Annotated in this window: 20 protein-coding genes; 8 read left to right on the top strand and 12 right to left on the bottom strand. The window is 65.9% G+C overall.

What is annotated here, in order from left to right; translation table 11 throughout:
• Nucleotides 1-286 precede the first annotated feature (286 nt).
• Nucleotides 287-751, top strand: a complete 465-nt coding sequence (locus tag ACZ1II_RS21585; RefSeq protein WP_465145611.1) for a hypothetical protein — start codon at nucleotides 287-289, stop codon at nucleotides 749-751.
• Nucleotides 752-840: 89 nt separating this feature from the next.
• The gene (locus tag ACZ1II_RS21580) at nucleotides 841-2,187 is read left to right on the top strand and encodes a TldD/PmbA family protein (RefSeq protein WP_465145610.1); all 1,347 of its coding nucleotides are present in this window, start codon (nucleotides 841-843) and stop codon (nucleotides 2,185-2,187) included.
• A gap of 9 nt (nucleotides 2,188-2,196) precedes the next feature.
• Here ACZ1II_RS21580 and ACZ1II_RS21575 read toward each other — a convergent pair whose 3' ends face one another.
• The 6 genes from ACZ1II_RS21575 to ACZ1II_RS21550 all read right to left on the bottom strand — a co-directional run bounded on the left by ACZ1II_RS21575 (nucleotide 2,197) and on the right by ACZ1II_RS21550 (nucleotide 8,858).
• Nucleotides 2,197-3,135, bottom strand: coding sequence for a hypothetical protein (locus tag ACZ1II_RS21575; protein ID WP_465145609.1), 939 nt, complete (start codon nucleotides 3,133-3,135; stop codon nucleotides 2,197-2,199).
• A complete protein-coding gene (locus ACZ1II_RS21570) occupies nucleotides 3,132-4,985 on the bottom strand; it encodes a glycosyltransferase family 2 protein (RefSeq protein WP_465145608.1) in 1,854 nt (617 codons plus the stop codon). Before ACZ1II_RS21570 ends, ACZ1II_RS21575 begins: the two co-directional genes overlap by 4 nt.
• Nucleotides 4,985-6,571, bottom strand: coding sequence for a cellulose biosynthesis cyclic di-GMP-binding regulatory protein BcsB (locus ACZ1II_RS21565; RefSeq protein ID WP_465145607.1), 1,587 nt, complete (start codon nucleotides 6,569-6,571; stop codon nucleotides 4,985-4,987). Before ACZ1II_RS21565 ends, ACZ1II_RS21570 begins: the two co-directional genes overlap by 1 nt.
• Before the next feature lie 30 nt (nucleotides 6,572-6,601).
• Nucleotides 6,602-7,855, bottom strand: coding sequence for an NAD-dependent epimerase/dehydratase family protein (locus ACZ1II_RS21560; RefSeq protein ID WP_465145606.1), 1,254 nt, complete (start codon nucleotides 7,853-7,855; stop codon nucleotides 6,602-6,604).
• 412 nt (nucleotides 7,856-8,267) lie between these two features.
• Nucleotides 8,268-8,495, bottom strand: coding sequence for a DUF2171 domain-containing protein (locus tag ACZ1II_RS21555; RefSeq protein WP_465145605.1), 228 nt, complete (start codon nucleotides 8,493-8,495; stop codon nucleotides 8,268-8,270).
• Nucleotides 8,496-8,597: 102 nt separating this feature from the next.
• Nucleotides 8,598-8,858 (bottom strand): DUF2171 domain-containing protein, encoded by a 261-nt coding sequence (locus ACZ1II_RS21550; protein ID WP_465145604.1) that lies wholly within the window; start codon nucleotides 8,856-8,858, stop codon nucleotides 8,598-8,600.
• Nucleotides 8,859-9,201: 343 nt separating this feature from the next.
• On the opposite strand from ACZ1II_RS21550, the gene ACZ1II_RS21545 reads away from it, so the two are divergent.
• Nucleotides 9,202-10,254, top strand: coding sequence for a ribonucleotide-diphosphate reductase subunit beta (locus tag ACZ1II_RS21545; protein WP_465145603.1), 1,053 nt, complete (start codon nucleotides 9,202-9,204; stop codon nucleotides 10,252-10,254).
• 57 nt (nucleotides 10,255-10,311) lie between these two features.
• Here ACZ1II_RS21545 and ACZ1II_RS21540 read toward each other — a convergent pair whose 3' ends face one another.
• From ACZ1II_RS21540 to ACZ1II_RS21520, 5 genes are all read right to left on the bottom strand, one after another.
• Nucleotides 10,312-10,806 carry a thermonuclease family protein gene (locus ACZ1II_RS21540; RefSeq protein WP_465145602.1) on the bottom strand — a complete coding sequence of 165 codons (495 nt, stop codon included), beginning with the start codon at nucleotides 10,804-10,806 and terminating at the stop codon, nucleotides 10,312-10,314.
• Between the two features lie 16 nt (nucleotides 10,807-10,822).
• Nucleotides 10,823-11,176, bottom strand: coding sequence for a hypothetical protein (locus ACZ1II_RS21535; protein ID WP_465145601.1), 354 nt, complete (start codon nucleotides 11,174-11,176; stop codon nucleotides 10,823-10,825).
• 73 nt (nucleotides 11,177-11,249) lie between these two features.
• Entirely contained in the window at nucleotides 11,250-11,624 is a 375-nt protein-coding gene (locus ACZ1II_RS21530) for a DUF4870 family protein (protein WP_465145600.1), read from the bottom strand.
• 161 nt (nucleotides 11,625-11,785) lie between these two features.
• Nucleotides 11,786-11,998, bottom strand: coding sequence for a zinc-finger domain-containing protein (locus ACZ1II_RS21525; RefSeq protein WP_465145599.1), 213 nt, complete (start codon nucleotides 11,996-11,998; stop codon nucleotides 11,786-11,788).
• A gap of 94 nt (nucleotides 11,999-12,092) precedes the next feature.
• Nucleotides 12,093-12,662: an FMN-dependent NADH-azoreductase gene (locus ACZ1II_RS21520; protein ID WP_465145598.1), complete on the bottom strand. Its 570-nt coding sequence runs from the start codon at nucleotides 12,660-12,662 to the stop codon at nucleotides 12,093-12,095.
• 135 nt (nucleotides 12,663-12,797) lie between these two features.
• On the opposite strand from ACZ1II_RS21520, the gene ACZ1II_RS21515 reads away from it, so the two are divergent.
• From ACZ1II_RS21515 to nadB, 4 genes are all read left to right on the top strand, one after another.
• The gene (locus ACZ1II_RS21515; RefSeq protein ID WP_465145597.1) at nucleotides 12,798-13,226 is read left to right on the top strand and encodes a winged helix-turn-helix transcriptional regulator; all 429 of its coding nucleotides are present in this window, start codon (nucleotides 12,798-12,800) and stop codon (nucleotides 13,224-13,226) included.
• An 82-nt stretch (nucleotides 13,227-13,308) separates the two neighbouring features.
• Complete coding sequence (locus tag ACZ1II_RS21510; RefSeq protein WP_465145596.1) at nucleotides 13,309-14,268, top strand: ABC transporter ATP-binding protein; 960 nt, start codon at nucleotides 13,309-13,311, stop codon at nucleotides 14,266-14,268.
• Nucleotides 14,265-14,594: an SMR family transporter gene (locus ACZ1II_RS21505; protein ID WP_465145595.1), complete on the top strand. Its 330-nt coding sequence runs from the start codon at nucleotides 14,265-14,267 to the stop codon at nucleotides 14,592-14,594. The genes ACZ1II_RS21510 and ACZ1II_RS21505 overlap by 4 nt, the downstream gene beginning before the upstream one ends.
• 390 nt (nucleotides 14,595-14,984) lie before the next feature.
• On the top strand, nucleotides 14,985-16,583 hold the full coding sequence (nadB, locus tag ACZ1II_RS21500) for an L-aspartate oxidase (RefSeq protein ID WP_465145594.1): 1,599 nt from the start codon (nucleotides 14,985-14,987) through the stop codon (nucleotides 16,581-16,583).
• Between the two features lie 188 nt (nucleotides 16,584-16,771).
• On the opposite strand, the gene ACZ1II_RS21495 is transcribed toward nadB, so the two are convergent.
• Nucleotides 16,772-18,244, bottom strand: coding sequence for a helicase HerA domain-containing protein (locus ACZ1II_RS21495; RefSeq protein ID WP_465145593.1), 1,473 nt, complete (start codon nucleotides 18,242-18,244; stop codon nucleotides 16,772-16,774).
• 155 nt (nucleotides 18,245-18,399) lie between these two features.
• Between ACZ1II_RS21495 and ACZ1II_RS21490 the strand changes: the two genes are divergently transcribed.
• Nucleotides 18,400-19,263: an NTP transferase domain-containing protein gene (locus tag ACZ1II_RS21490; protein WP_465145592.1), complete on the top strand. Its 864-nt coding sequence runs from the start codon at nucleotides 18,400-18,402 to the stop codon at nucleotides 19,261-19,263.
• The last annotated feature ends 23 nt before the right edge of the window (nucleotides 19,264-19,286 follow it).

Genomic DNA, 19,286 nt, shown 5'->3' with positions numbered 1-19,286 from the left:
CGACGGATATCGAGCCGATTGGCAGGTTTCCTGCATGGTCCGGCGCTTGGCGGCGGGGCGGGGGAGGACCTTGTGGGGGAACGCAATGACGGATCGACCGTGCCTGGAACCGGACGGCTTTCGGAACCGGGTAACAATCTTGCGGGTTCATGGGGTGAACTTGAAATCCGCAGCATCAAGTGATCTAGTGGATTTCGGGGACGGCGACCGGGGGCGGTCGCCCAAGTTCGGGAACTGGAAAGCAGGCCCGGAAAAAATCAGAGTCGCAGACAGACAGGAAACGACGATGGACAGCACCGGCAAGCATGACGTGATGCCAGAAAATCCTGCCCACGCACATCGAGGCGCCGGCTGGAGCGTACCCGGCGGCCTGTCGGACAAACCGGTGGCGCCCGAGGGCGGCTCGCTGAAAGACTGGGCCAAGGCCGACTGGCGCCGCAAGATGAGCGACAACATCGCCTACGCCCTGCTTGTCTATACCGCCTTGCAGATATTCGTCACCGTCGGCGCGCTGAAGAACCACGGCGAATCGCTGCTGCCCTATCTGGCGCTCGTCATCCTGGTCGTCGCGATCATTCCGGCCTGCCGCCGGTTCGAGGCGCGCTGGAACCGGCTCGACGACCGGCAGGCCCACGATCCCGCGATGGCCTCTTACTACCGCCGAGACCGCCTGCTGCTCTGGCTGTTGGCGATCGGCTTGCCCTTCGCGATCACCGGCCTGTTCAAGGGGCTTTCCCTGCTGGTGAAATGAGCGGATTCCACGCGGGATTTGCGCTTGGCCCTCGCGGCGTTTAGGGCTGCGCTCCCCCACCCTTTCGGGGATCTGGAGACCGCAAGAAGATGCTCAGCCCACAGGAAGCGCTAGGCCGCGCACAGGACCTCGTCGACCGCGCGCGCAAGGCCGGCGCCGATGCCGCCGATGCCGTGTTCGGCGCCAGTTCGTCCGAGGGCATCCAGGTCCGTCTGGGCAAGCTCGAAGATGTCGAACGCTCCGAAAGCGAGCATATTTCGCTGCGGGTTTTCCTCGGCAAGCGTTCGGCCAGCATCGGCTCCTCCGACCTCTCCCCGCAGGCGCTCGACGAACTCGCCGCCCGCGCTATCGCCATGGCCGGGGCGGCGCCGGAAGACGCCTATGCAGGGCTTGCGCCCGAGGAACTGCTGAGCCGTGGCCCCTGGCCCGAACTCGATCAGCTCGACCCCGCCGAACCCAGCCCGCACGATCTGCGCGCCGCCGCGCTGGAGGCCGAGGATGCCGCGCGCGCCGTGGCCCGCGTCAGCAATTCCGATGGTGCCACCGCCAGCGCCGGAACCGGAGTTTTCGCGCTGGCCACCAGCCACGGTTTCGCCGGGGCCTACGGTTCGACCAGCCATTCGCTCAGCGTCTCGATCGTCGCGGGCGAAGGTGCGGCCAAGCAGCGCGACTATGCCTGGCGCTCCACGCACCACCGCGCCGACCTGCCGCCGCCCGCCGAGATCGGCGTGTTGGCTGCCGAGCGCGCGGTCGCCCGGCTCGAACCGGGCCGCATGGCGAGCGGGGCGATGCCGGTGGTCTTCGATCCGCGCGTCGGCGGATCGCTGATCGGGCACTTCACCGGGGCCATTTCCGGCAGCGCCATCGCCCGCCGCTCCAGCTTCCTGCTGGACAAGCTGGGCGAGCAGATCTTTGCGCCGGGGATCGTGCTGGTGGAAGAACCGCATACCCTGCGCGGCCTGCGCTCGCGCCCCTTCGACGGCGAGGGTCTGCCGACCCGCGCGCGCAACCTGATCGAGGATGGACGCCCGACCACCTGGCTGCTCGACAGCGCTTCGGCGCGGCAGCTCGGGCTGGAGCCGACCGGCCATGCCGCGCGCGGCGGCGGCGGTGCGCCCGGTGTCTCGGTAGGCAACCTGCATCTCCAGCCCGGCACGGCCAGCCCGGCCGAGTTGATCGCCGACATCGCGGACGGCGTCTACATCACCGAACTGATCGGCCACGGCGTCAACGGCGTGACCGGCGACTACAGCCGCGGCGCTTCGGGCTTCCGTATCGTCAATGGCGAGATCGCCGGGCCGATCGCCGAGTTCACGGTGGCGGGCAACCTGCTGGCGATGTTCGGGGGACTGACTGCCGCAAACGACCTCGAATGGCACCGCGCAATCAATGTGCCGACCTTGCGAATCGACGGGATGACGGTCGCCGGAGATTAAGTTTCTCCCTCAATCGGTGAGGGCGAAGTTCCAGCGTATGCCGAGCCTGCCGACGAAGCCCTGGTAGTCGCGGGTCGGCACGTTGGAGTGGTTCTTCGTGTAGCCTGCCTCGCCGTAGAGCGCGAAGCGCTTGTCGAGAGCATATTGTAGCCCGGCGGTGCCCCGGAACTGGGTGTCCCGCCGGGGGTAGGGATAGATCCGCGAGAAGTCGTCCTTGTATTCGCGGCGGACGAGGTAGAGCCGTTCGTAGAGTTCCAGCTTCTCCGCCACCGGCGTGCGGGCGATGATCTGGGTGCCGTAGCCGTCGTAGGTGAAGCGGTCGTCCTCGGCATTGTTGTGCAGGCCCAGCAGCGAGGCCTGGACGCGGGTGCGGGCATTGCCGGGCCGCCAGACGTGGCGCAGTTCGCCCAGCCATTCGGACTGGTCGTAGCCGGTGAAGCGGCGCTCGGTCTGGTTGCGGTAGCCGTAGCGCAGGCGCAGCGTCGAGACGTGCTCCGGACTGTGGCGATGGATGAGCTGGCCGTCGATCCGCACCCGGTCGAACACCCGGCCATGGTCGTCGAAAACATAGTCGAAACCGGGGATCAGCCGCAGCCGGGTGCGGCCACGCGCGGCGAGCGGAATGTCGACCTGCGCCTCGGCGCCGAGGCGGTAGCGGTTGTAGTCGGACTCCGCCGGGAAGGCCTGAAATCCGGCTAGGCCGCGCAGGATTGCCGGGCCGGTGTCGTAATTGAGGGTCGCCTGGGTGCCGATATCGGTGAAGATGCGGTCCTGGCTGGCGGTGGAGTCGATGACGTCGGGCGGAACGACGTCGCGGCCGACCCAGGTCTCCCCGGCGATCCAGGCATCCCCCGCCCTGGCCGAGGCGGCGGCGGGTGCGAGGCAGGCACAGGCGGCGGCGAGGGGCACGGACAGAGTTGCGGACAGGGCGGGGCGATACAGGCTCATGCAGGCTCCTGCGGTTCGGCGCTGTTGGGAGTGACGGTCTCGGGAATGGCGGTTTCCGGCAGGCGGATCGTGTGGGGGCGGGTGTTGATCGGGATCGTCAGCGCCGATTCCAGCGTGTACCAGGCGCGCAGGCCCCGGAAGAACACGTAGGATGGCAGCGAGAGCAGCGCACGCGGCTCGCGGGCGAGGGCGATCGCCATCACCGCCACCAGCATCGGCGAGCCGAATACCACGGCGGCCACCGCCTGCCACGACAGCTGGGTATTGGTCGAGCGGGTCAGCAGCAGTTCGAACAGGCCGAAGATCAGGATCGGCACCGTCATTGCGCGGCGGGCATTGTTCATCAGCATGTAGGGCAGGATCAGCTTGCCGCGAATGGTCACGCGCGGGGAGAGGATCAGCGTCCGCGCCCGCGAGCTGACATGGTAGATCGAGCGAAACCAGCGCAGGCGCTGCTCCCGCAAGTGCGCGAAGCTGGTCGGCACTTCGGAGACGTAGCGCACCCGCTCGTCGACCAGGGTGCGGAAACCCAGCTCGGCGATGCGCAGCGAGATGTCGGTATCCTCGCCGTTCATCCCCGCGGCAAAGGCTCCGGCGCGGCGCAGGGCGTCGGCGCGGTAGATCACGAACATGCCGGGAATGCCGACCAGCCCGGTGATCGCGGTCAGCCCCGGCGAATAGTAGCTGTGCTTGAGCAGCACTTCGACAAGGCGTCCACCGTCGAACGGGGCACCGCCGGGCGGGACGGGCACTCCGCCCACCGCGCCGGTATCGGCATCGGCGAAGTTCTGCATGGCGAGGCGCAGGCAGTCCGGCCCGATCTGGGTGTCGGCGTCGACCCGCACGATATAGGCATGGCGGGCGACGGCGACCCCGGTGTTGAGCGCATGGGCCTTGCCGGGCCGGGCGACGTGGACGACGCGGCCTTCGGCGGCGGTGCAGGCGGCGATGGCGGCGCGGGCGATCTCGCCGGTCTCATCGCTGGAGGCATTGTCGAGCACCACGAGTTCCACCGGGGCGGCGTAGTGCTGCGCGGCGCGGTCGATCTGGCGGATGGTCTCGGCGATGACATAGGCCTCGTTGTGGGCAGGCACGATCACGCTGAGCGGGGCGGCGAAGTCCTTGCGCAGCAAGAGTCGGCGCTCGACCGTGGCGACGACGTAGAGTTGCAGGAACAGCAGGAACAGGAACAGCACCACCCCCGGCCCGATGCCGCCGAGCAGGGCGACTTCGCGCAAGTCGTCGAGCGCCTCGAAGTGGTGGAAACCGGCCCAGACCGAGATCACCGCCGCGACCAGTCCGGTCAGCGAGAGGCGCAGCAGCGAGCGCAGCGCGAACTGGCGGTCGATGCGCACCGGCACCGATTCCGGCATCGTCCCGTGTTCGAGCATGACATAGGCGAAGATGCCGAAGCCGAGCAGCCCGGCGACGATCTGGATCACCCCGAGCGGATAGGCCTCTCCGGCCAGCAGCGCGAGCACGGTGCTGGCGAGATCGAGCAGCGCGCATGTGACGAGGAAGCGCAGGACCAGCTCCAGCGCGAAGACCGCCCGCGCGCGGACCGTGCCCGCGGCATAGATCGAGAAGGCGAGGTAGAACGAGAGGATGAAAGTGCGGATCGAGATCGCGTGACCACCCTGATAGGGGCCGAACACATAGTCGCGCGCGGGGAACCAGGTGTCGAGCCAGCCCAGTTCGAACACCGCGAGCTGGACCACCGCGATGATCGAGAACGTCAGCAGCAGCGCGGGCGCGCGCAGCAGCGAGACCGGAACCGCCAGGCCGCCCGGCCGGCTGTCGACCGACCAGAAGTTCGCGCTGCGCCGGGCGAGTTCCTTGGCGGCTTCCATTACCGCGTCTTTGCGGGCGGCGGCGTTGGCGAGGGGGCCGGTGTGGGAGGCGCGGTGGGAAGGGCGCCTGCGGGAAGCTGGAGCACTATCGCCACCCGCGCGGAGAGGCCCGAGGCCTGCGCGGTGAGCGGTTCGACGACCAGTTCGTCGCGGCGGTCCTGCGGGAAATGGAGGAGCCAGACACTGCCCGGCAGACGCAGCTTGGCAGCCTCTTTGCCGACATCGCCGGAGAGAACCTGGATCGTCGCCCTGGCATTGCGATCGACGAAGCGCAGGCGGCTGGCGCCGAGTTCGCCGATCATGCGCGCGGCGGCCTGGGCGTCGGGCGCGGTGAGGGCATTGGCGGAAAGCGTGACCGGCTGGCTTGCCTGAAGCGCCGCGCGCAGGCGCAGGATCGGCAGGTCGACGCGCGGGCCGCCGCCCTGAAGCACGGTGGCGGGCAGCATTTCCGCCGCGATCAGCCGCATCGCGCCGCAGCGCTGGTCGTCGTTGTCGTAGGAACTGAGCGTCACTTCCAGCTCGTTGCGCGCCTTCTGCACTTCGGGCGGCAGGGCGATGGACTGGTTGAGGCGGTCGTCGTCCTCGGCCAGATGGCGGGTGGCGAGCAGGCGGCCGTTGAGCGTGACCACCAGGCTCGTGCGGGTGCCCGCGATCGGCCCCAGCATCATGCGCAGGTCCAGCGCCTTGGGAAGTTCGCGGCCCGGCAGGTCGGCGGCGGCATAGCTGTAGCGCCAGGTCGTCTCGCGGTCGAAGCGGCGGGTTCCGGCATTGGCGGAGTCGGACAGCAGCGGGATCGGATAGGCGAGCGGGCCGCGTGTGGGGCGGTTGTCCGGCGCCTGTTTCAGCAGTTCCGCCAGATCGTCCCCGGACAGGCCCTTCTCGCCGAAATAGACCGCGTAGCCTTTGTCCACGAGGCTGGCGGCGGCGATCAGGCGGGAGAGGTCGGCAGCCTTTTCGTCATCCTCCCAGAGTACCGGGATCAGGCTGCCCCAGAGTGCCAGCCGGTCGCGGGTGGTGGCCAGCGGCTTGTCGAGACGGAGGTTCAGCCCGCTCGGCGGCTCGATGGTGACGACCGCCGACATCGCCTCGTTCGGGGTGCATTCCTGCAAGGGGCCGCGCCCGACCAGCGCGATCCGCACGTCCAGTTCGCGCGCCGCGAGTTCGGACGGGGTGAGTTCCACTTGCGCCTTCTGCTCGCTGCGCCCCTCGTTCAGGATCACGTCGGCGCGCTTCACCCCGTTGATGGTGATCCTGAGCGCGCCTTGCGCGCCGCGCGCGGCATCGACGCGGAAGGCGAGGTCGTAAGTGCCGCCGACCGGACGACTATCCACCGGCAGGCGGAAGGTCCGGGCAGTGTAGGAGGGCAGGCCGGAGAGGATCGTCGGTGCATCCGGATGGACCTGGGAGACGAAGACCGAGCGTCCGTCCCGGTCGATGAAGGCGCTCGATCCGCGTTCGAAATCGTCGAAATAGGGCGGGCCGATCCGGTTGCGGTTGGTCAGGCTGTCGAACAGGCCGGTCTGGCCGATGACGATGAGCACGCCGATCAGCACCAGCGCCAGCAAACCGATACCCCAAAGCCTCATCGGCTGTTTCCCCTCTGGAATCTGCGTGGTTCAGGCGGCGTCGATGCGCGTCGGTCCTCCGGGGAAGGGCACGACCTTCCCGTCCGGTTCGTCCAGCTTCGCGCGCTCGTCCCGCGACCAGGCGGTGCGGGCCGGGATATGGTGCGGATCGACGCGATCGGCGAAGCGGGCGGAAATCTCGAAGGTCTCCTTCAGCAGGCCTTCATGCAAAGTGATCGGATCGAGGCCGAGCGCGCGGAACGTGGCATTGCTGACTTCCAGGTCGTTTTCGGCGGCTTCCTTGCGCGGGTTGGGGCGATATTCGATCCGGGCGCCGGTGACTTCGGAGACCAGCGCGGCAAGATCGCGCACGCGCAGGGTCTCCGCGATCTGGTTGAGGATCTTCACCCGCTCGCCCGCCTGCGGCGGATGGTCCACCGCCAGCGCGATGCAGCGCACGGTGTCCTGGATATTGATGAAGGCGCGGGTCTGGCCGCCTGTGCCGTGGACGGTCAGCGGATGGCCGATCGCCGCCTGAACCAGGAAACGGTTGAGCACGGTGCCGTATTCGCCGTCATAGTCGAACCGGTTGATGAGGTCCGGATGGCGGCGGGTCTCCTCGGTCTGGGTGCCCCAGACGATGCCCTGGTGCAGGTCGGTGATTCGCAGCCGGTCGTTCTGGGCATAGAACTGGAACAGCAGCTGATCGATCGACTTGGTCATGTGATAGACGCTGCCGGGCCGCGTCGGGTAGAGGATTTCCCATTCGTGCCGGGCGCCGTCGCGGTCGGTGATGTCGACCTCGAGATAGCCCTCGGGAATCTCGAAACCGGCACCGCCGTAACCGTAGACGCCCATGGTGCCGAGGTGGACGAGATGGCAGTCCAGCTCGCGCTCGACCAGCGCGGTCAGGACATTGTGGGTGCCGCCCACGTTGTTGCCCACGGTGTAGCGCTTCTCGGCGGCGCCGCGCATCGAATAGGGCGCGGCGCGCTGTTCGGCGAAATGGACGATGGTATCGGGGCGCTCCGCTTCCAGTAATTCTGCAAGCTGTGCGTAGTCTTCTGCGACATCCAGATAGTGGAATTTGAGAACTTTGCCGCCGACATCGCGCCAGGCGTCGATCCGCTGCTCCAGCGATACGATCGGTGTAAGACTGCGAATGCCGAGTTCGGCATCGATGCGGCGCCGGGAGAAATTGTCGATGATGGTGACATCGTGCCCCAGGCCCGACAGATGAAGCGAAGTAGGCCAGCCGCAGAAACCGTCGCCGCCGAGAACGAATATCTTCTTGGGTGCTGCCATCACGATTTCGCCCTCAATGGATTGCGAGGCAGCGCGATCATATCAGAAATGGATTATGTTTGAATAGATAATTGCAATTAGTTCAGGGTAATAGGCGGTTCAGTGTTCGCGATGCCATCAGCTCTTGGCTTCGTTCCGCAGAAAGGGCAGAATTTTGCGATGGAGGCTCGAAGGGAGAGCGAGGTTCCGGAATGGTGTCCGTTGGATTAACTTTGATGGGGCGCCAGTCGTCTTGCTGGGTACGCGGCATGCCGACATTTTTACTTTGGGAAAATGGATGCAGTTTGCGATGGGCGCAGGCATGGAAAATGCAGGCTCAAACGTAAAAATACCCCCGACCCAGCGCCCCGGTCGGACGGGGAGGGGCCGGGGTTCTATGGGGGGAAGGCGTTAGCCTCCCCCTTGGCGGCGATCAGTTCGCGCCGACGCCTGCGGGGATTGCGGTGCCCTGCTTCAGGTAGACGCGGTTATCTTCGATCCGGTCCACGGTGTCGAAGGGGAGGAAGTGATGGGCGCCGTCGGAACTGTCCGAACGGGTCAGCTTGATCTGGTCGTCCTTCACCTCGTCCACCGTACCAACGTGCTGGCCGGTGGAGTCGGTTACTTCCATATGCTCGCGGATGCGCAGCTTTTCGAACATGGTATTCTCTCCCGTTGACTGTCGATGCCTTTTCAACGGCGCGCTGAGGCGCTTCGTTCCGGCATTGGTCTCAGCGGGAAACCGGCTCGTGGAAACGGCCTCTCAGGGCTGCGCGCCGAGGCCGAACGTGGCATCTCCGCGCGGAGAGAGCAGGACCTTGTCGCCGTCCACGCCGTCGATTTCCGAGACCGCGATGAAGGGCGAACCTTCGCCTTCCAGCACGACTTCCTGACCATCCAGATGATCGACCGTGCCGATCGCGAAGCCGTCCGCGTCGATGACCGTCATGCCCTTGCGGATCACTCCCGATTCGGTGGGCCAGGACGTCTGGACGGGATCGAAGGGGGATGGCGAAGACGACATGGCAGGTCCTCCGGTTGGGGCCGATCTGCGGCCCGATCACTTGGGAATAGCCTGCAAACCGGCGCGGTTCCACGATTCGCATGAAATGGACCGCCTTTGCTCTGGCCTACAATCCCTAGCGTTCCTATATCCGGGGAGGCGCTAGATGTGCTTTTTTAAGCTGTGCAAAGTTTGTTCAACCCGCTCCAAAAACGATCAAATTTGGGTATCGTGGCGGGTGTCGGCATCGAGGTTTCCTCCATGCCTCTGAAATCATGCGCCGGGAATGGCGCGAAAGTCCGCTTTACGGCCTTTCGAATCGCCCGGCGCCCCATGCGAATCGAACCCCCGGAGTTTTCCGTCCATGTCCCTTCTCGAAGCCCGCAAGACCTACAAGCCCTTCGAATATCCCTGGGCCTACGACTTCTGGAAGACGCAGCAGCAGATTCACTGGCTGCCGGAAGAAGTGCCGCTGGGCGAGGATTGCCGCGACTGGGCGCAGAACATCTCGGAGCATGAGCGCAACCTGCTCACCCAGATCTTCCGCTTCTTCACCCAGGCCGACGTGGAAGTGCAGGACTGCTACCACGAGAAGTACGCCCGCGTCTTCAAGCCGACCGAAGTGAAGATGATGCTTACCGCCTTCTCCAACATGGAGACGGTGCACATCGCCGCCTATTCGCACCTGCTCGACACCATCGGCATGCCCGAAAGCGAATACGGCATGTTCCTTGAGTACGAGGAACTGAAGGCCAAGCACGACTACCTCCAGAAGTTCGGCGTCGACAACGACGAGGACATCGCCCGCACGCTCGCCATGTTCGGCGGCTTCACCGAGGGTGTGCAGCTCTTCGCCAGCTTCGCGATGCTGATGAACTTCCCGCGCTTCAACAAGATGAAGGGCATGGGCCAGATCGTCTCGTGGTCGGTCCGCGACGAATCGCTGCACTGCGAGGGCATCACCCGCCTGTTCCACGCCTTCGTGCAGGAGCGCGGCTGCCTGACCAAGGCGGTGAAGGACGACATCGCCGACCAGTGCCAGACCACCGTCCGCCTGGAAGACGCCTTCATCGATCTCGCCTTCGAGATGGGCCCGGTCCCCGGCATGACCGCCAAGGACATCAAGAAGTACATCCGCTACATCGCCGACTGGCGCATGGGTCAGCTCGGCCTCAACCCGATCTACCTGATCGAGGATCACCCGCTGCCGTGGCTCCAGCCGCTGCTGAACGGCGTCGAGCATGCCAACTTCTTCGAGACCCGCGCCACCGAATATTCGAAGGGCGCGACGCGCGGCAACTGGAACGATGTCTGGTCGAACTTCGATTCGCGCCGCAAGGTGAAGACCAACGACGACGTGTTGGTCGTGGAAGGCACCGAGCCGGACATGTTCGGCGCCACCGAGGCTGCCGAATAAGCGGAAGCCAAGTCTAAACGAAAAGGCCCGGAAGCATCGCTTCCGGGCCTTTTCGTATCAGCACCAGGTGCCGCGACGGCCTTTCCATTGCTCGGCGAGGCCTTCGTCCACCAGGGTCGCGCCGAGGCTGTGACCGCCGCGGGTGACGATGCGCAGGGCGCGGCCATAGCGGTCCTGGTCGCGGCCGTCTCCGCCGGGCTGGAGCGAGAACGGTCCGTCGTTGAGCAGGGCGATCAGCCGCTCGGTCGCCTGGGCGCCGAGCCGGGCTTCGGCGCTGCATTCGGGCTTGCTGGTTTCCGGGGTATTGATGTCGGCGATGCGGATCTTGGTGCCGCGATACCAGAAGGTGTCGCCGTCGACGACGCAAGTCTTGCGCACCGGGCCGGAGCAGCGGGCGAAACGGGCGCTCTCCCCGTCCGGCGCGTTGAACAGGCCGCTGCCGGGGGCGCCGGTCTTCGCGCCATGCCAGTAATAGAGACCCGCGACGAGGACGAGGGGGAGCAGAAGCCAGATCGGCGCGGAAAGCGAGCGCCGACGGGTACGATTTGGCATAGGGAGAGAAAGGTCCTCAGGTTCCGTAGTCGCGTGCCTCTGGCGCGTCGAATTCTCCCCGGCAAGTGCGAATCAGCCGGTCCAGTTCGTGATGGTGGAAGGGCTGGAGCATACGGAAACCGAGCGTGCCATTGCCGCTCCAGCGCACGAGGGCTTCGAACGGCTCGGCACCCTCTGGAGCGATGGCGAGCACGTCGCCGTTGACGATGGGATCGGAAAGGAGATCTGCGGGCACGACGCAGCCGATCCGGCAGCCTTCCTGCGAAATCTCGACCAGCAGACCGGTGCCGACGCAGCGGGAGCCGCGCAGGATGCGAGTCTCCCGGCGGACGGCGTAGCGTTGGTGCGCGCGTATTCTCAATGTGTTCACAGGCAGCGGCCCCCCGGCATCCTTCCCTGAAATCGACTTTAAGGCTCCGGCCTTAGCATCCGGTTACCGTGGTTCAGATCAGCCAACTGCCCGGATTCGGCATCGGCGCGTGCTTCTGGGCGTTGAGCAGGCTCATTACGCTACGCACGATCACCAGAATGGAGACGGCGGCGAGGACGAGAAGGCCGATCGCCACGATCAGCAGCAGGAAGCCGACCACGGTCCCGGCAAGTCCGATCCAGAACGTGTTGATCAGGTACTGGTAGTGGGATTCTTCCCAGGCTTCCTTGGGCTCACCGCGCCAGACGAAAGCGAGCACGATGCCCACGATCGCCGTGATCCCGGTGAAGTAGGATGCCAGATAGAGCAGGCTGATGATCGTCGGGTGATTGAATTCGAAGCCGGAAGTCGTGCCGGAACCCGTATTCGGGCGATTCAGGTCGTCCATGGCTTTCTCCATGCTGTTCCCGGACCGGGATGCTGCCCAATTTATGACAAATGTGCAAGCATTGGGCGCGGGGCATGGATTTCCGGGCCTTTTTAACAGCCTCGGAGGCAATGCGTTATGGGAGCCGGGCTGCTAAAGCCCGGCGCGCAGAGAGAAGGAGATCAGGCCGCCTGCTGGTCGGCCGGGCCGCCTTTGAGGACGAAGCGGCGGTCGCAGTAACCGCACTCGACATAGCCCTTCTCGTCGATCTCCAGCCACACGCGCGGGTGGCCGAGCGCGGCAGCCTTGTAGGTGCCGTTCGAGCGGATTTCGGTGGCCCCGTCGCAGGAAACGCGGTGGGAATCGGTGAAGACGGTTTCGGGCTGCGTGCTCATGGTCTGGCCGATTACCAAGCCTTCACGGGAATTTCCAGCATGCAAATGGCCCCGCCGCGTGTCGAGACGCGACGGGGCCATCGCTATTCTTCTATCAGGCCGGGACGGCCAAGGCGCCCGCTTCGGCGAGAGCATCGGCAAGTGCCTTCTCGCGGACTTCCGGACCGATGGCGATGCCTTCGGCCAGGACGAACACGGGATCGGTGATGCCCACGAAGCCGAGCACGGCGCGCAGGTAGCTTTCGGCATGCTCGACGGCGGCGCCGGGCTGGCCTTCACCGTAGTAGCCGCCTCGCGACAGGGCCACGTAGACCTTCTTGCCGCCAGCCAGGCCCTGCGGGCCTTCGGCGGTGTACTGGAAGGTCTTGCCGGCCACGAGCACGCGGTCGAACCAGGCCTTGAGCTGGCTGGGGATGGTGAAGTTGTACATGCCCGCGCCGATTACGATCACGTCGGAGGCGAGGAATTCGGCCAGTTCGGGGGTGCCGTCCGGGTTGCCGAGGACTTCGAGCGTCAGGTGCGGCAGGGCTTCGGCGGCAAGGTCGTGGTAGCTGACTTCGAGCGCGGGATCGGCCTTGGTCAGGCTTTCGACGATGGCGGCCGAAACGGCGCGGCTCACCGAGTTTTCGCCGAGGATGCTGGAATCGAGATGAAGAAGCTTCATGGGGAGAGAACCTCTAGTGATGGTCTTGAAAAGGGGGGTGGTCTGGAAAAGGGTCCAGGTTTGAAAATGTGACCGGCCATAGCTATGTTGGATGGCGACGGACGCCAAGAGCGCATTTTTTCAGGACCAGGTAACATGGACGTGACCACCTTTGAGGCAGCGAGCTTGGAGGCAGCCGACCTCACTCCGGCGACCGCGCCCGAAGTCGTGCATTCGGCGGGCGCATGCCGGGTGATCGGCGATATTCTCAGCCGTGTGGGCGACAAGTGGTCGATGCTGGTGGTCATGACCCTGCTGGAGGGGGACCTGCATTTCAACGAGTTGAAGCGCGCGATCGACGGGATTTCGCAGCAGATGCTCTCGCGCACCTTGCGCGCGCTGGAGCGCGACGGGCTGGTGGTGCGCACTGTCCATGCCAGCGTGCCGGTGCGCGTCGAATATGCGCTGAGCGATCTCGGCCATTCGCTGTCGCTGCCGGTGAAGGAACTCGGTGCCTGGGCTTTCGCGAACCGCCCGGCGATCGAAGCCAGCCGCTCGGTGTTCGACAGCCGCGAGGGGCTGTAGGACCGGCTGACCGGACGGCGCTTTCGATGACGGAGGGATAGACGCCCTTTACTGGCGCGCCGTCCTGCCCCACATGCGGGCCATGACCAGCTCGACCCCCACGACCAGCGGCGCCGCCATCTCGATCCGCGACCTCAAGAAGCGCTATGCCCCCGCCGGAAGCGGCGAAGGCAAGCTGGCGCTCAAGGGCGTTTCCTTCGACGTGCCGGAAGGCGGCATCTTCGGCCTGCTCGGCCCCAACGGTGCGGGCAAGTCCACGCTCATCAACATCATGGCGGGGCTGGTCCGCAAGACCTCGGGCTCGATCGATATCTGGGGCTTCGACATCGACCGCGACCAGCGCAATGCCAAGCGCTCGATCGGCATCGTCCCGCAGGAGATCGTGTTCGACCCGTTCTTCACGCCCTTCGAAGTGCTGGAGAACCAGGCCGGTCTCTACGGCATCACCAAGGCGCTGCGCCGCTCGGAAGACCTGCTGCGCGCCGTCCACCTGTCCGACAAGCGTGATGCCTATGCGCGCACGCTTTCGGGCGGGATGAAGCGCCGCCTGCTGATCGCCAAGGCGCTGGTCCACCAGCCGCCGGTGCTGGTGCTCGACGAGCCGACTGCGGGCGTGGACGTGGAACTGCGCCGCCAGCTCTGGGAGCTTGTCAGCGAGCTGAACCGGGAAGGCGCGACGATCGTGCTGACCACGCACTACCTCGAAGAAGCCGAGGAACTCTGCGACCGCATCGCCATCATCAACCACGGCGAACTGATCGCCAACAAGCCGACCCGCGAGCTGGTGGGCATGGCACGCGAGAAGATCCTCGTCCTCACGCTCGACCGCGACCTGGCCGCGCTGCCCAGCCATCCCGGCTTCGTGAAGTGCGAGAAGACCGGCGAGCGCGTGCTGCAGATCACCTACGACAAGGACCGCAGCAACGCGGGCGAGATTCTCTCGGCGGTGCAGGCCCAAGGCTTTGCGGTGGTCGACGTGACCACGCGCGAGGCGGACCTTGAAGACGTCTTCGTCAGCCTGACGAGTTCCGTCGCGGCGTGAGTTACATCTACCTCGCGGTCGCCATCGTGGCCGAGGTGATTGCCACGTCCTTCCTCAAGCAGTCGGAAGGTTTCGCGCGGGCGGTGCCCACCGCGATCATGGCGGCGGGCTATATCGTCGCGTTCTACTGCCTTTCGCTGGCGCTGCGCGGCATTCCCACCGGGGTTGCCTATGCGATCTGGTCGGGCGTCGGGATCGTCCTGATCGCGGCCATTGCCTGGCTGTTCCAGGGGCAGAAGCTGGACTTGCCTGCCATGATTGGCATCGCGCTTATCATGGCCGGGGTGCTGGTGATGAACCTCTTTTCCCGAGTGGCAGGGCACTGACGGTCCTAATTGCCGTCGGGAATCCTTTTCCACACCCGGTGCGCGTGGCGGCGGATCTGTGCGCGGCAGGCGCGGCAAGTGCCTGCATATTGAGTGCCCGCCCAATGCACGCTGTCACGGTCGGGTTCATGCCGGTTGAAGAGGCAGAACACGGCCTGGAATGGACGTCTGGGCAAGGCGGATATCACGGCACGCTCCCTACAGGGTTCAGTTGAAAAGCAGTTTCTCCTGCTTTCCTGCGTGCGACCGCCCGGCAACTCTCATCTTTTATCGTTATGAATGCGCGGCGAGCTTACCGACTGTGACGCTGCACTGCAACATGATTACAGAGCAAGTTAGGGTGCAAAGCTAATTATTGCGTCATCGTCATAGTCCCGGCATGGAGCCGCCATGGCTACGCATATCGATCCCGTTCCCGCCCATGACGTCATTGTTGTCGGTTCCGGTGCTGCCGGTCTTACCGCCGCCCTGGCATTGGCGGAGAAACTCAAGGTTCTCGTCCTTGCCAAGGGCACGCTGACCGGAGGCTCGACGGCCTGGGCGCAAGGCGGGATCGCGGCGGTGCTCGACGCGGGCGATACGTTCGAGGAGCATATCTCCGACACCATGGTCGCAGGCGCGGGGCTGAACCGGCGCGATACCGTGGAATTCGTGATCGAACGCGCGCCCCATGCGATCGAGCGGCTGGTGGAACTGGGCGTGCCGTTCAACACCGAGGGCAGCGAACTGCACCTCACCCGCGAGGGCGGCCACTCGCACCGCCGCATCGTCCACGTCGCCGATGCGACCGGCTGGGCGGTGCAGAGCGCCTTGCTCAAGGCCGCCGAGGACCACCCCAACATTACCCTGCTGCCGGGGCAATCGTGCATCGATCTCATCACCGGGCGGCACGAACTGCGCTACTCCGGCTCGGGCCGGGTCTGGGGCGTCTATGCGCTAGACGAGCAGACCGGCCGGGTTTCGGCGCACACCGCGCACGCGACGATCCTCGCCACCGGCGGGGCGGGGCGCGTCTACCAGTTCTCCACGGCGCCGCGCGGCGCTACCGGCGACGGCATCGCCATGGCCTGGCGTGCCGGTGCGCGCGTCTCCAACATGGAGATGATGCAGTTCCACCCGACCTGCCTCTACAACCTGGAGGTCAAGAACTTCCTCATCACCGAGGCGGTGCGCGGCGAGGGCGGGCGGCTGCTCCATCCCGTCACCGGCCACCGCTTCATGCCCGACTACGACGCGCGCGCCGAACTCGCGCCGCGCGATGTCGTGGCCCGCGCCATCGACGACCAGATCAAGCGCTACGGCCTCGATTACGTCCACCTCGACATCAGTCACCAGAGCGAAGCGTTCATCCGCGAGCACTTCCCCAACATCTACGAGAAGCTGCTCGGCCTCGGCATCGACATGACCAAGGAGCCGATCCCGGTCGTGCCCGCGCAGCACTATACTTGCGGCGGCATCCTGATCGATCTCGACGGCAAGACCGATCTGCCCGGCCTCTACGCGGCGGGCGAGTGCACCGAGAGCGGCCTCCACGGCGCCAATCGCCTGGCCTCGAACTCGCTGCTCGAATGCTTCGTCTTCGGCGAATCCTGCGCGGCGCATATTCTCGACCACTGGGATGCCTTCGACGCGCCGCCGCCGGTGCGCCCATGGGACGAAAGCCGGGTGACGGACTCGGACGAGGAAGTCGTCATCAAGCAGAACTGGACCGAAATCCGGCGGTTCATGTGGAACTACGTGGGCATCGTGCGCACCACCAAGCGGCTGGAGCGGGCCATGCACCGTATCCAGATGCTCAACGGCGAAGTGGAGGAATATTACCGCCACTTCCGCGTCTCGACCGACCTGATCGAACTGCGCAACCTGCTCCAGACGGCGGAACTGATCGTGCGTTCGGCGCTGCACCGGCATGAGAGCCGGGGGTTGCACTTCACGCTCGACTATCCGGAGACCGAGGGGCAGCCGCAGGATACCGTGCTGGTGCCGTGACGACGCGGCGCGAACGGCCATTTGAAAGCATAAAATGAACCCCGTCGTCCCCGCGAAGGCGGGGACCCCGCTTGTCTTGCGGCTGGCCGATAGCTTGGAGAAGAAAGCGGGCCCCCGCCTTCGCGGGGGCGACGGGGTATGTTGTGGTTTGTAGGGAGATTGAAACGGCAGGAGGGAAGCGCGAACGCTCAACCCTCGACGGGCGCCGTCGTAACCCCGAGATCCGGCAGCCCGACCGAGCGCTTGCCGGAGAAATCGGTACGGACCACGATCAGCCCGTCCTTCTCCAGATAGTCGAGCAGACGCTGCACGCGGCGCGGGCTGCTGGTGCCGTAGACGCGGGCGAGCACCATGTCGTCGGGGCAGGGCTCGTCGTTCATCGCCGCGCGGGCGATCATGTAGAACGGCGCCAGCGCATCGTCCGGAACATGCTTGGCGAGGTTGATGAGGTCGAACCAGCGCTCGTCCTCGGGGTCCTCGATCCCGGCGATGGCAGCGGCGAAACCGCGGCGGAACATCGTCGCGTCCAGCCCGCGCACCGAAATGCCCTTCATCCGGCAGCGGATGGTGAAATCCTGGAACAACGTGGTCGCGGACTGGAACGTGCATTCCGGGTCCTGCGCCATGGCATTGAGGATTTCGAGCATCGCCGCGCGGTTTTCCTCCGGCTCCGGCTCGGGGCGTTCCGGGCGCGAGGGCGGTGCCGACGCGGAGGTCGGGCCATGGGCGATCGATTCGCTCAGTTCCTCGATATCCACGCTGGGGCGCGGGGCCGGGCGCGGGAATTCGGGGCGCTCGGGTTCGACGTGGAGATTGTCGTGCAGCAGCTCGCGCAGCTCGTCGGTCGAGGCGGTGGGCAGCGGCATCAGGCCGGGCGTGACCGACTTGGCGCCGGTCAGCACCGAACCGATGTTGACCGCCACCGGACGGCGGCTGATCGCCGGGCCGAGGCCGAGGAACTGCCCGCGCGCAAGGTCGCGGATCGATTCGGCCTGGCGCCGCTCCATGCCGAGCAGGTCGGCGGCGCGCACCATGTCGATGTCGAGGAACGTGCGGCCCATCAGGAAGTTCGAGGCCTCGGCAGCGACGTTCTTCGCCAGCTTGGCGAGCCGCTGGGTGGCGATCACCCCGGCGAGACCGCGCTTGCGGCCCCGGCACATGAGGTTGGTCATCGCCGCCAAACTGACGCGGCGCGCTTCTTCGGAGACTTCACCGGCAGCGGCAGGCGCGAACATCTGCGCTTCGTCCACCACCACCAGCGCCGGATACCACTGCTCGCGCGGGGCATCGAACATGGCGTTGAGGAACTGCGCGGCACACTTCATCTGCTGGTCGATTTCCAGCTCGTCCAGCGCCAGGACCACCGAGGCGCGATGCTCGCGAATGCGGGCGCCGAGGCGGACGATCTCGGCCTCGGCATAAGCGGCGCCGTCGATCACGACATGGCCGAACTCTTCCGCGAGGCTGACGAAATCGCCTTCCGGGTCGATCACCACCTGCTGGACGACCGAGGCGCTCTCTTCGAGCAGGCGGCGCAGCAGGTGCGACTTTCCGGACCCGGAATTGCCCTGCACCAGCAGGCGGGTCGCGAGAAGTTCCTTGATGTCGATCTCGATCGACTCGCCCTGCGGGGTCTGGCCGATCACGATATTGGCGCTCACGGCTCTGCCTTGGGCAAGGCGCTCGCGAGAGGCAAGCCGGGGGAGGGGCTTTATCCATAGCTTGGATCGGCTCCCCGGTCCGAAGCCCCGTCCTCAGCCTCGCCGAATCGCCAGTCACCGCGCTGTCACACGCAGGCGGCATAGGCTCTGGGATCATGGCTTCTCCGGTTTCTCCCGATATCGACGATGATGTGCGCAGGCCGCTCCGGCTGGTGGTGCTGGCTGGGCATGGCTTGGGTTCTGCCGAGACCGACGCACTGGCCGAGCGCTTCGGGGAGCGGCACCGCTGCCTGATCCCCCTCGCGGGCAGGCCGCTGATCGCCCATGTGCTGCAAACCGCCGTGCAGCATCCGCGCGTGGCGAGCCTCGCCGTCTGCGTCGAGCGCGAGGCCTTCGATCCAATCTGGGACGTGCTCACCCGCCTGCCGGGGCGCGGTTCGGTCGCTTTGGTGGAAGCACGCGAGGACATTGCTGCCAGCGTTCGCGCCGCCGCGCAGGACTGGGACGGGCCGCTGCTCGTCACCACCGCCGACCATGCCCTGCTGAGCGCGGACTCGATCGACGCCATGGCCGATGCGCTGGAGGGCTGCGACGTGACGTTCGCGCTGGCCCGGCGCGAGGCGGTCGAGGCCGCGCATCCGAGCGCCTTGCGCAGTTATCTCACTTTGCGCGACGGTGCCTTTGCGACATGCGATCTCTACGGCATGGCGCATACTCGTTTCGTCGATGCCGTGGAGGTGTTTCGCGGCGCCCGGATCGGTGGGCGCGAAAGTGCGCGCATCCTGCGGGCCATCGGTGTCGTGGGCCTCGCGCTGGTGAAGCTGGGGGTGGAATCGCTCTCGGGTGCGGTGGTGCGGGCATCGCGGCGGATGGGCTTGCGGGTCCGTGCGGTGATTCTGCCGGACGGGACACAGGCGATCGACGTCGACAACGATCGCACTTATGCGATCGTGCGCGATCTGCTGGGCGATGTTTCGGTGGATGAGCTGGAGAGGGATGCCGCCCGCGCCGTGGCGTGAATCGCGGCCTGTCTTCGAAGCGC

The sequence above is a fragment of the Novosphingobium sp. BL-S-20 genome, assembly GCF_055521635.1.
Note: the sequence above shows the minus strand (reverse complement) of the source record. Positions and strands in the feature narration are given on the sequence as shown.

Coding starts and splice junctions, on each gene's coding strand:
- ACZ1II_RS21585 (WP_465145611.1), top strand. CDS start 287: ATGGACAGCACCGGCAAGCATGACGTGATGCCAGAAAATCCTGCCCAC.
- ACZ1II_RS21580 (WP_465145610.1), top strand. CDS start 841: ATGCTCAGCCCACAGGAAGCGCTAGGCCGCGCACAGGACCTCGTCGAC.
- ACZ1II_RS21575 (WP_465145609.1), bottom strand. CDS start 3,135: ATGAGCCTGTATCGCCCCGCCCTGTCCGCAACTCTGTCCGTGCCCCTC.
- ACZ1II_RS21570 (WP_465145608.1), bottom strand. CDS start 4,985: ATGGAAGCCGCCAAGGAACTCGCCCGGCGCAGCGCGAACTTCTGGTCG.
- ACZ1II_RS21565 (WP_465145607.1), bottom strand. CDS start 6,571: ATGAGGCTTTGGGGTATCGGTTTGCTGGCGCTGGTGCTGATCGGCGTG.
- ACZ1II_RS21560 (WP_465145606.1), bottom strand. CDS start 7,855: ATGGCAGCACCCAAGAAGATATTCGTTCTCGGCGGCGACGGTTTCTGC.
- ACZ1II_RS21555 (WP_465145605.1), bottom strand. CDS start 8,495: ATGTTCGAAAAGCTGCGCATCCGCGAGCATATGGAAGTAACCGACTCC.
- ACZ1II_RS21550 (WP_465145604.1), bottom strand. CDS start 8,858: ATGTCGTCTTCGCCATCCCCCTTCGATCCCGTCCAGACGTCCTGGCCC.
- ACZ1II_RS21545 (WP_465145603.1), top strand. CDS start 9,202: ATGTCCCTTCTCGAAGCCCGCAAGACCTACAAGCCCTTCGAATATCCC.
- ACZ1II_RS21540 (WP_465145602.1), bottom strand. CDS start 10,806: ATGCCAAATCGTACCCGTCGGCGCTCGCTTTCCGCGCCGATCTGGCTT.
- ACZ1II_RS21530 (WP_465145600.1), bottom strand. CDS start 11,624: ATGGACGACCTGAATCGCCCGAATACGGGTTCCGGCACGACTTCCGGC.
- ACZ1II_RS21525 (WP_465145599.1), bottom strand. CDS start 11,998: ATGAGCACGCAGCCCGAAACCGTCTTCACCGATTCCCACCGCGTTTCC.
- ACZ1II_RS21520 (WP_465145598.1), bottom strand. CDS start 12,662: ATGAAGCTTCTTCATCTCGATTCCAGCATCCTCGGCGAAAACTCGGTG.
- ACZ1II_RS21515 (WP_465145597.1), top strand. CDS start 12,798: ATGGACGTGACCACCTTTGAGGCAGCGAGCTTGGAGGCAGCCGACCTC.
- ACZ1II_RS21510 (WP_465145596.1), top strand. CDS start 13,309: ATGACCAGCTCGACCCCCACGACCAGCGGCGCCGCCATCTCGATCCGC.
- nadB (WP_465145594.1), top strand. CDS start 14,985: ATGGCTACGCATATCGATCCCGTTCCCGCCCATGACGTCATTGTTGTC.
- ACZ1II_RS21490 (WP_465145592.1), top strand. CDS start 18,400: ATGGCTTCTCCGGTTTCTCCCGATATCGACGATGATGTGCGCAGGCCG.